We start from the raw sequence: 8,979 nt of genomic DNA on the forward strand, positions 1-8,979 counted from the left end.
TGCATGAGACTCTAAGTCCAAAAGAGGTAAATCTTCATATTTTAGAAAACCATCATCTGAAAGAACAACTAATCGTTCTATTATGTTTTTAAGTTCACGTATATTACCAGGATAACTATAACTGAGTAGAAGTTTTTTGACGTTAGCTTCCATACCTTTGATTTTTTTCTTAGTAGCATCTGAATATCTAGATATGAACAAATCAATTAAGTCAGGTAAATCCTCACGGTGCTCTCTTAAAGGAGGTATCTCCAATGTTATGGTGCTTATTCTATAATAGAAATCTTCTCTAAAATCTCCATTTAAAGTCATTTCTTTTATATCTCTATTTGTTGCGGCTATTAGTCTAAAGTTGACATTTATAATCTGATTAGAGCCTAAACGCTCGATTTGATGAGTTTCGATAGACCTAAGTAATTTTACTTGAGTAGAAAGAGGAGTATCAGCAATTTCATCTAAAAATAGTGTTCCACCATCAGAACTCTCGAATCTGCCGATTCTGTCCTCATTTGCCCCAGTGAAAGCTCCTTTTTTGTGTCCGAACAATTCTGACTCCAATAAAGTATCTTGAAAAGCATGGCAATTGACTGGCACGAATGCCATATCTTTGCGCAAACTAGCTTGATGTATGTAATGCGCAAACACTTCTTTACCTACTCCAGATTCACCTAGAAGAAGTATGTTTGCATCGCTCTGTGCAGCTTTTTTAGCAGTTGCTAATAACTTTGAAAAAGCTTTGTTTTTAGAACTTAAGAGTATATCGTCAGAATTACTAGATTTCAGACCTAAATTTTCGTTAGAAAGCGTAATAAGCTTTGAAATTTTACGTATCTCAAGCAAAAGTTCCTCGGGATCATTTCCCTTTATGAAATAAGAAAAAGCTCCCTTTTTTATAGCCTCTACAGCATTTTTTATAGTACCGTGACCGGTTATCATTATGACTTCGGTTTTTGTAAATTCACTTTTTATAGTTTCTAAAAGCTCCATACCGGTCATACCACCCATTATTAAGTCAGTTAAAACTAAATCAAAGTGCTGTTTTTTAAGCATATCTAGTGCGTCTTTCCCACTTTCGGCAGTTTGTGAGCTATAGCCATTTTTAGAAAGTATTTTAGATAAAACGCTTCTATAAGCAGCTTCATCATCAACTATTAAAACGCTAAAGTTTTTTGTCATGGTTTATATCCTCCTTATGACTAGGAATTGCTAGAGTAAATGTGGTTCCTTCATTTAATTTGCTTTCGACAGATATTCTACCACCCATTTTTTCAAGTTCTGTGTAGGTGATGTACAGTCCAAGACCAGTTCCTTGTTGAGGGCCCTTTGTTGTAAAGAAAGGATTAAAAACATTTGATATAGTGTTTTCATCCATGCCTACACCATCATCAGAGACTTGCATAGTTAGTATATCGTCTTTATAGTAACCACTTATATTTATATTGCCATCAATTTTTATAGCATCAGTAGCATTTTCTATTAGATTGATTAAAATATGCTTTAGAGATTCTGTATTTAAATCGAGAATTAGATTTTTATCGAAATCAATAGAAAAATTAATTCTCTTTTTAGCAAAGTTCTTTGAATTTAGAACCGAAAGTTCTTCTAAAAAATTATAAATATTTACAGATTGAATTTCATTTCCAGTCAATCTTGAAAAATCAAGCAAATTGGTTATTATTTTATTTGCTCTATTTACAGAGGATTCTATAGACGATATAGAATCGCTCAGTTCATCTGGTTCATCTAAACTATTTTTCATAAGGTAGCAATGATTTCGTATAAGTCCAAGTGGATTTCGAATCTCATGTGCAACACCAGAAGCAAGCTGACCTATGGCAGCCATTTTACTAGATTGCAGCATGATTTGATCTTTTATCTTAGAATCGGTGATGTCTTCTATCATTACCAATACCCTATCTACTAGATTTGGAAATGTCTCTAACAAAAATGTAGTTACTTTATAAGTTCTATTTTCATATTCTATTTCCTTAGACAATTGTCGGTTTTCTTCAAAAGATTGTTTCATGAGACAATTAGAACAATCCGTGCCTAAAATACCATTTATGGAAGTGCAATGATGATTGATAACTTTTTCCTTCGGATACCGTATTTGTTTACAGAGAGCGGTGTTTGCTTCTTTTACAATACAATTTCTATCTATAACAACCATGAGGTATGTCAAACCATCAAATGTTGTTTGTAGCTCATTTTTTGATATAGAAAGTTCTCTAGTCCTCTTTACAACTTCTCTTTTTAGTTCTATGTTTAGCACGTAAAAACTAATGCCTAGAAACAATATAAATGCAATTAATGACTTTGTTATAAGTATATATTTTTCTTGACTCTTATCTTTTGTTATAAGTGGAGTTATTCCAAACCACTTTTCGTAAATTTTGTCTAAAGAGCCCTTTTGATTCAATCTTCGAATACCCTTATTTAAAATACTTAATAATTTATCGTTTCCTTTTTTTACACCGAATACTGCAGGTCGTTCATAAAGAGCATCGTCAAGTATTATGTAATCAGAGCTGAGATTCATTTGAATCATATAGTAATTTATAACAGATTCATCACCTAAAACAGCATCGACTTTTCCTGCTGAGAGCGCTTCGATGGCCTCTTTTAAATCTTTACACTCTAATTTTGATACATTTAATGATTCAAGATCTACAAATTCGAAAGCGTAATCACCTTTAACTGCAGCTATTTTTTTGCCATCTAAATCTTTATACGATGTTACTTCAGTTGTATTTTTAGCCACGACAATAACTCCGCGTTGATAGTAAACGGGGAGTGAAAAATCAAAATTCTTACTTCGTTCTTCAGATATATACATATCACAAAAGTCAGTTTTTCCTTCAGCTAATTGAGTTAGAGAATCATGCCATATAAGAGGCTTAGACTGAATATTTAAACCCAATTCTAGTGAGAGCTGTCTTATATAATCAACTACTAGACCTTCATATTGCCCAGTTTTTTCATTTATAGATCTTAGGGGTGGAGACTTGTAATTAGCTCCATAAATCAATACATCTTCTTTATTTAGCCAATTAATCTCATCTTGACTAAGTTCAGAGTCGTCTTTTAAATATTCTATTAGAGAAAGATTATAGTGCATTTTAACGTACTCATTTCCAATCCAAAGACTCAAAAAAAGCACAACGCAGAGTAACATAAATATTTTTTTATACATAATAAAAGCTCCTGTAAATACAAAGGGTAAACGTTTTCATTTTTGAAACTACAGTTTTATTATAGCACAAAATTTGATTCTCAAAAAATAATAAGAAAAACATTGAAACGGAAATCCCCCAGAGCTATTAGCTCTGGGGGATTTCATTGGGTTTTGGTTTTTGAAAACTGCATTCAGTTTTCTAGGGTTTGTTATTGGGTTTTAATTGTGTTGCACATTTAGTATAATACAAACTTATATGAATAATGTGTGATACGTGTATTGTTTATGTGACATATTCCCCCACTAAACCTATAAAAAAGGTATTGTTTTACCCTGCCACAAGCCTAGCGGGTTTTAATTGATAGATAGAATTTACGTGTTTTTACATTTGATACTTACCTAAATCCTCACTGAATCCTTCTGTTACAACCTTAAACTGCTCTATATTTTTTATCATATTCTGAAGTTCTGAAGTGAAGGTAGTGACATTCGCACTTACTTCCTCAGAAGAAGCACCATTTTCTTCTGCAATGGCAGCTAGATTTTGTATATTTCCAGACAATTGATTTATAGCTTCTGTTTCATGAGTCAAATCATCAATCATTTTTATTAGAGTCTGAGAAACCTTATCTATGGCATCTACAGCGTCTTTGTTGTTAGTTGCAACATGTTGTAGACTTTCATTTTCAGTAACAAGCACATTGTATTGATTCAAGACCTGTGAACCTAGAGAGTCGATGTCGCCTATAAATGAAAGTAGATTTTCATTTATATCCTGCACAGCTCTATTTGTTTGTTCTGCAAGCCCTCGAATTTCTTCGGCAACAACGGCAAAACCACGTCCAGCTTCACCTGCACGTGAAGCTTCTATAGCAGCATTTAAAGCTAACAAATTAGTTTGGTTAGAAATCGCTTCTACGGTAGAAACTATTTCAGTAACATCCTTAGCTTTTTCCTGTAATTCCACAGAATTTTCCTTTACAGTGAAAAACTCACCCATCATTTTTTCGAGATTTTGAGATGTGCGACTTAAATCACCATAGCTCGCATTTATCATTGTAACTGTTGATTCTAGATTATCCTTACCCTCATTTTCCATATCTACGATTCTATTTAGAGTGTCTATATTTGTGTAGAGTAGTGATGCTGAACTCTCTGTTTCTTCAGCTTGATTAACAGCACCTTCTGCAACTTGATCTACCACATCTGCTATTTCTTCAGCAGTGTCTGAAAGTGTTCTAGATATCTCGTTGAATCTTTGTCCAAAACTATTAAGCTCATCTGTAAGAGCGTTAAACCTTACGAAATCAGTTTTTAGAGTGTTTTTGTAATCATTAACTAGTTCATTTATGTTTTCAAAGCAGTCCTTAGTTGATATATTAAAATCTACAGAATAATTTCGCTCACTCATAGTTTTAAGTTGTTCTGATATAGCTGATTTAGGCATCATTAGAATCATTCCAATTATTTGATTTGCTATGAAATAAAGTACGATGCTAGCAGCTGCGATAGAATAACCAGATAGCCAGTTTGAGAGTATGACACTAGGTATTCCAGCGAACAACAGAGAACCTACAGCTATTTTAGTTTCGATTTTTCTTATAAAACCAAGAGATAGAAATCTATTTAGCGGATATTTTTTCTTGAAATAAATTTGATCTTCGAATGTAATATTGATTTTTGTATAATCATTTGACTTTTCTATCACATCAACATGTATTTTTTCTCCGAAATGTTTTGCAGCACCTTCTATCAAACCGTGAAAATATCCAAACATACCCCTTGTTGATTTATAAGTCATTTCGGCTTTATGAGTATCTATAGGATGAACTCCCAAAATTGGAGGTTTAGCTCCGGGAATTTTTTCTACAACGACAACATGGACATCATACATAGACCTCAAAAAAGAATAGAGATTGTCGTGCCTGAAAAATCCGGGATAATCTTCCTGGAACGATATGATATTGTCAATGCCTATTGTTTTCCAAACTTCATAAACGCTTATGCTTTTCTTTTTTGCGATATACTCCACCATTCGATTTGGAAGGGTATCTTCGACATCTTCAGTTGGAGTATAAAGATGATCTGGATTCATTTTGGCCATTTCTTGAGCTTCTCGTGTTAAATCGTGTCCAAAAACTCTCCTACAAGTTTTAATCCAAGCTGAAACAACGGTACCTTTCATATGTATAAAACCTCCTTTGAAAAAATGAAAACTGTCATTATTTGTAATCATTACTATTATACCTCTTTGAATCTACAACAATCAACTAATATTATCGATTTGAACAATTAACACAGTGAAAAAATGAAGGGTATCATAATTCATTTTTAGCGATTTATTTGAAAAACATAAAAAAATACATACATGGATTATTCGTTGAATGTGATTTGAAATTATTTACAGCCACTACATCTAGTGTATGTGTAAGTGGAGGTTGTAAAATAAAAATATATTGTGAATAATATGTAAAATCTATGTAAAAAAACTTCTTGACATAGCTATGTACTTAGTATTACAATATTCTGTTAAGTTTGACAAAAAATCAAAATTGTGATAAAATTCAAATATAAATTTGTCATAAAATAACGAGATGAGGTGATCATTTGCCAAATAATTTTAATCGACTTATGACGATCAGACAAAATGTTCAAGATCATGTTGGTTCTAGAGTTAAACTCAAAGCTGACAAAGGACGAAAAAAGATTGTTGTTAACGAGGGCATCATAGAGAGTGCATATCCGAGCGTTTTCACAATAGTTGTAGAAGGTGCGTATGAGCAGTCAAGACGTGTTAGCTATAGTTATTCGGATATATTGACATCTACAGTAGAATTGACAGTTTGTGAAGAGTGTGAACAGCAAGAGATAATTTAGACATAAATGACATGGAAGAGAGCGCGTTGAGCTCTCTTTTTTGTATGTACATCTCAAATTTGTTAGAAACTAAAAATGATGTGTGATTTTTGTATGCAAGCCAGAAACTCATATGATATAATGAATTTTGGGGGCGATTGTATGAAAAAAACACAAAAAAGAGCCTACGCAAAGATTAATTTGACACTAGACGTTTTAAGAAAAAGAGATGATGGATACCACGATATGGCTATGATCATGCAAAGCATAAACCTCTGTGACCGCATAACAGTGGAAGATAGCGAAAAATTTGAACTTACGACTAGTTCATCAAAACTACCCATTGGTGAAGATAATCTAGTTTATAAGGTATATAATCAGCTCAAAATGTTAAAACCTGAAGTCAAACCAGTAAGCATAAACATTGAAAAAAACATACCAATAGCGGCAGGTCTTGCAGGAGGCAGTGCTGATGCAGCGGCTACATACGAAGCATTGAATGAGCACTGGAATCTAGGATTGAGCATAGAAAAAATGATTTCGTTGGGCGTGAAATTAGGAGCAGACATTCCATTTTGCATATTTAAGGGAACTGCATTGGCGGAAGGTATTGGAGAAAAATTGACAAGATTAAAGAGTTTTAAAGACCATTTAATACTCGTAGTTAACCCTGGGTACGCGGTTTCAACACCAAGTGTATTTAAATTACTAGACCTTAAAGTAAATCATACAAAACCAGACACGAGAGCGGCGATGAAAGCCATAGAAGACGGCGATTTAGAGAAACTTGTAAAATCTATGCACAATGTACTCGGTGATGTTACAGAATCTGAGCACAAAGACCTTAGGGTTTTGATGGATTTATTGGAGAGTAAAGGGGCGTTAAAAGCAATGATAAGCGGGAGTGGCCCGACTGTATTTGCACTATTTGACGATGAAGACAAATTAGAATCTTGCTATAGAGACATAAAAGATGAATATGCTACAGTTATCAAATCTAAGACCATATAATACATACTACACAATGCACACAAGAAAATAAAATATAGAGATTGAGAGGAGGCGTTTTTGCAGGAGCAAAGACGGGAAAATAATATGGATTCATTAAATAAGATAAACTTGGATAATTACAAGCCACTGAGAGATGTGGTATTTGAAACACTTAGAAAGGCAATTATTGATGGTGACTTGAAACCTGGTCAGAGACTCATGGAAGTTCAATTAGCAGAGAAATTAGGTGTTAGTAGAACCCCTGTTAGAGAGGCTATCAGAAAATTAGAATTAGAGGGAATAGTTACTATGGTTCCTAGAAAAGGAGCTTACGTATCGGAAATGTCACTTCAAGATATAGTTGAAGTACTAGAAGTCAGAGCATCGCTTGAAGGGCTAGCAGCGAGAATGGCAGCAAAGTATATGAGTGAAGAAGATTTAGACAGAATGAGAAATAAAGCAAATGCATTTGAAAATGCGGCTCAAGCTATGGATAGAGATGAGCTTATTAGATACGATAAGGAAATGCACGAGATTATATTTGAATCAGCTAATAACCATATACTTATGAATTTAGTTGATGGGCTTAGTGAAAAAGTACAACAATTTAGAGTTACGTATTTGACGGCAACTCAAAATGCTGAAGATATCATAAAAGAGCATAGAGAACTCATAGCGGCTATAGTTTCGAGAGATGAAGAGAGAGCTAGATGTGCTGCCGAGGCTCACATTCAGCAGATAAAGAATTTTATAAAAGATCATATAAAAACGCTTGAAAATCAACAAAACGCAGGAGAGTGATTTCATGAATACAAAACCTATAGGAGTATTTGATTCTGGTATCGGAGGACTTACGGTTTTGAAAGAACTCATAAGCTTGCTTCCGAATGAAGATTTCATATATTTTGGAGATACAGCTAGGATACCATATGGTACTAGATCGAAAGAAACAGTTAAACGCTATACATTTGAATGCTTAGATTTTCTAGTAGAAAGGGGTGTGAAAGCCCTTGTTATTGCATGTAATAGTGCTACAGCTAGTGCTTTAGAAGAGGCGAAAGAACGATATGATGTGCCAGTTTTTGGCGTTATAGAACCTGGTGCACGAGCAGCTGTCAAAGTCAGCAAAAATGGCAAAATAGGTGTAATTGCGACTAGAAGAACTATAAACAGTGGTGAATATCAGAAAAAAATACTTATGCTAGATTCAAATATAGAGATAGTTGGAAAAGCGTGTCCGCTGTTCGTTCAGATAGCAGAAGAGGGCTGGGGAGATTCTGACGTGGCGTATCTGACTGCAAAAAAATATTTAATGGATATAAAAGATTATGAAATAGATACATTGGTTTTGGGATGTACTCACTACCCTATACTTAGGTATACTATAGAAAAAGTTGTAGGAGATGGAGTGAGACTTGTAAGTCCAGCGTTTGAAACATCAAAACAATTAAAGGGATATCTCAAAGATGAAGAATGGCTAAACGAGCAAAAAGGTCTTGGTAGCTTGAACTTTTTTGTCAGTGATGATGTAGAGAATTTTAAAAGCGTTGGACAGACATTTTTACAAAAAACCATAGAGTGTATAAAAGAAGTACATCACAACAAGGGGATTTTTCAAGAATTAGATTCAGGGAGGACTACAGATGAAACCTGTTAGGATTACTATAAAAGCCCACCAAAAAAACATGAATGATTCAGAGCAGGTGGATTTTGTTACAGAGGGTAAGTTTGCACAAAAAGGTGGTAAAAAATACTACACGTACATGGAAACGGAACTATCTGGTATGGAAGGTGTTAAAACACTTATAAAAGTAGACGAATCGGAAGATGTTGTTGAAATCATAAGATACACAGATCACGATTCTGCAATGATATATAAACTAAAAGAAACTACTGAGAGCAAGTATATTACTCCTTATGGTTATATGGATATAACGATTCACACTCATGAGATGAAA

General features: G+C 33.9%; 8 protein-coding genes. 5 read left to right on the top strand and 3 right to left on the bottom strand.

The window, feature by feature from the left end; translation table 11 throughout:
- The 3 genes from N4A40_04395 to N4A40_04405 all read right to left on the bottom strand — a co-directional run.
- On the bottom strand, positions 1-1,176 hold a 1,176-nt coding region (locus N4A40_04395; GenBank protein MCT4661080.1), incomplete at its 3' end, for a sigma-54 dependent transcriptional regulator.
- Positions 1,160-3,193: a transporter substrate-binding domain-containing protein gene (locus tag N4A40_04400; GenBank protein MCT4661081.1), complete on the bottom strand. Its 2,034-nt coding sequence runs from the start codon at positions 3,191-3,193 to the stop codon at positions 1,160-1,162. The genes N4A40_04395 and N4A40_04400, both read right to left, overlap by 17 nt.
- Positions 3,194-3,557: 364 nt before the next feature.
- On the bottom strand, positions 3,558-5,360 hold the full coding sequence (locus N4A40_04405; GenBank protein ID MCT4661082.1) for a heme NO-binding domain-containing protein: 1,803 nt from the start codon (positions 5,358-5,360) through the stop codon (positions 3,558-3,560).
- A 446-nt stretch (positions 5,361-5,806) separates the two neighbouring features.
- Here N4A40_04405 and N4A40_04410 point away from each other — a divergent pair, with 446 nt between their 5' ends.
- The 5 genes from N4A40_04410 to N4A40_04430 form a co-directional block, all read left to right on the top strand.
- Positions 5,807-6,052: a Veg family protein gene (locus tag N4A40_04410; GenBank protein ID MCT4661083.1), complete on the top strand. Its 246-nt coding sequence runs from the start codon at positions 5,807-5,809 to the stop codon at positions 6,050-6,052.
- A gap of 141 nt (positions 6,053-6,193) precedes the next feature.
- Positions 6,194-7,042 carry a 4-(cytidine 5'-diphospho)-2-C-methyl-D-erythritol kinase gene (gene ispE / locus N4A40_04415; protein ID MCT4661084.1) on the top strand — a complete coding sequence of 283 codons (849 nt, stop codon included), beginning with the start codon at positions 6,194-6,196 and terminating at the stop codon, positions 7,040-7,042.
- Positions 7,043-7,126: 84 nt separating this feature from the next.
- The gene (locus N4A40_04420) at positions 7,127-7,822 is read left to right on the top strand and encodes a GntR family transcriptional regulator (GenBank protein ID MCT4661085.1); all 696 of its coding nucleotides are present in this window, start codon (positions 7,127-7,129) and stop codon (positions 7,820-7,822) included.
- A 4-nt stretch (positions 7,823-7,826) separates the two neighbouring features.
- On the top strand, positions 7,827-8,678 hold the full coding sequence (gene murI / locus N4A40_04425) for a glutamate racemase (protein MCT4661086.1): 852 nt from the start codon (positions 7,827-7,829) through the stop codon (positions 8,676-8,678).
- Positions 8,665-8,979 (top strand): DUF1934 domain-containing protein (locus tag N4A40_04430; protein MCT4661087.1); only part of this gene is annotated, 315 nt, incomplete at its 3' end. The genes murI and N4A40_04430, both read left to right, overlap by 14 nt.

The organism is Tissierellales bacterium, from assembly GCA_025210965.1.
GTDB lineage: Bacteria > Bacillota > Clostridia > Tissierellales > JAOAQY01 > JAOAQY01.